Origin of the sequence: Paratractidigestivibacter sp., from assembly GCF_052362415.1 — a bacterium.
Taxonomy (GTDB): domain Bacteria; phylum Actinomycetota; class Coriobacteriia; order Coriobacteriales; family Atopobiaceae; genus Paratractidigestivibacter.
This window is the reverse complement of the sequence record NZ_DAWEMK010000216.1, coordinates 1-1,518: the sequence shown is the minus strand read 5'-3', so window position 1 is coordinate 1,518 and position 1,518 is coordinate 1. Positions and strand designations below refer to the sequence as shown.

General features: G+C 67.1%; 2 protein-coding genes. Both read right to left on the bottom strand.

The genetic code is table 11. The features are described 5' to 3' along the window. Window positions 1–307, bottom strand: a 307-nt coding sequence (locus tag ACT84W_RS11080; RefSeq protein ID WP_444329267.1) for a hypothetical protein, incomplete at its 3' end; no start/stop codon positions are given. A 114-nt stretch (window positions 308–421) separates the two neighbouring features. After that, on the bottom strand, window positions 422–1,518 hold a 1,097-nt coding region (locus ACT84W_RS11075; protein WP_444329266.1), incomplete at its 5' end, for a SpaA isopeptide-forming pilin-related protein.

The window sequence follows — 1,518 nt, the reverse complement described above, 5'->3', positions numbered from 1 at the left end:
CACCAGCACCATAAGCTGCAGTCACTGCGTTCTTCACGGACTCATTTGCCCATTCAATGTCGGAGAGCGTCTTGTCGCCAGACCAGGCTTCTCCTTCCTTGGCCTGCGTGACCTTTGCCGAGAAAATCTTGATTCCCTTAAAGGTCGTATCCTTGTAGGTATCCTCCTTAATCGTCACGCTGCCGTTCTCGGCCACCGTCGGCCTACCCTCAGCAAACGCCATCGTGACCGGCGCCATGACTCCGCCGAAGCTCAGCGCTGCTGTGAGGCCTGCCGTTACTGCCAGGCGTGCGATGTTCTTGTTCATGCTCATCTTCTTTTCCTCCGTTTTCCGGTTAGTTCTCATTCGATCGGTCATCATCTGTCTGTGTCTTAGCATCTACTTCGCTACGTCTCGCCCCGCTCTCTGTGGGGCTGCCAGCTACTCTTTATGGCTGCCACCCCCCCGCTTGACCAGGAGCGCGACCACGATGAGCGCGGCTCCGGCGACCGCTGCGGCGGCCGCGGCGTACATTGCCATATCGCCAGTCGAGGGCATAAAGCCTCCGGTGGTAATGCTAGGGGGTGTGCCGGTGGGCGTGTTGATGAGCGACGCCTCCAGGCTGCCCGTCGACCCGTCCGCGCTGTCGGCGCGCAGGGGCGACTCGGCCGTGATGGTGAGTTTGGGCTTGGCGGCGGCCACCTGGTCGACGTCCAGACCCTCGGCCTTGACCGTCACAGAGCGCGTGCCCTCGAAGGCGGTGTAGCCCTTGGGCGCCTTGAGCTCGCGGACCTCCAGCTTGCCCGAGTCCACGCCCGAGACGGTCACGCGGCCGTCCTCGCCCGTGGTGACGGTGGCCTTGCCCTCCGCATCCCACGTGCCGTCGGCCGCCAGTGTGCGACCGCGGTCGTCGGCGATGCTCAGGACCGCCCCGGCAAGCGGCTTGTCGCCGTCGCTGCCGCGCTTGGTAAGCGCGAGATCCCAGGTGTAGGCGCACGCGTCGTCGCTCGGCGTGCGGGTGAAGCCGGCGTCGCCGGACTGGTCGGCAAAGGGAGAGCGCGGGTAGCGTAGGTAGACCTCGTTGGGGTTGCCCTTCGCGATGCCGTGGTTGCATGCGCTGTTGAGCGGCGCGTTGTACACGGCGACCACGCGGGCGCCCGCGGAAAAGGCGTCGGCCCCGCCGAGCGCGGCGATCAGGTCGCCGGTGCGCACGGTGAAGGTTCCGTCGGCCGCTACCTTGGTGGCGCACTGGGCCGTGATGTCGGTCCAGCCCTTCGCGGGCTCGGTGCCGGCGCGCCCGTCCTTGCCGGCCGAGACGGCGTCGAAGCCGCCGTCCGCGCCCGCCGCCACGTACACGCGCACGCTCGTGGCGACCTTGGAGGGATCGAGCCCCGCGCTCATGGTGTCGACGAACCGCACCGTATAGGTGTCGTAGGCGGTAAGGCCCGCCGGGACCGTGGCAGAGAGGCGCCAGTACAGGTCGTCGGCGACCGTGGCGTCGGCGGCCTTCTGCCAGGCGGCGGCGCTGTCCTCCAGCA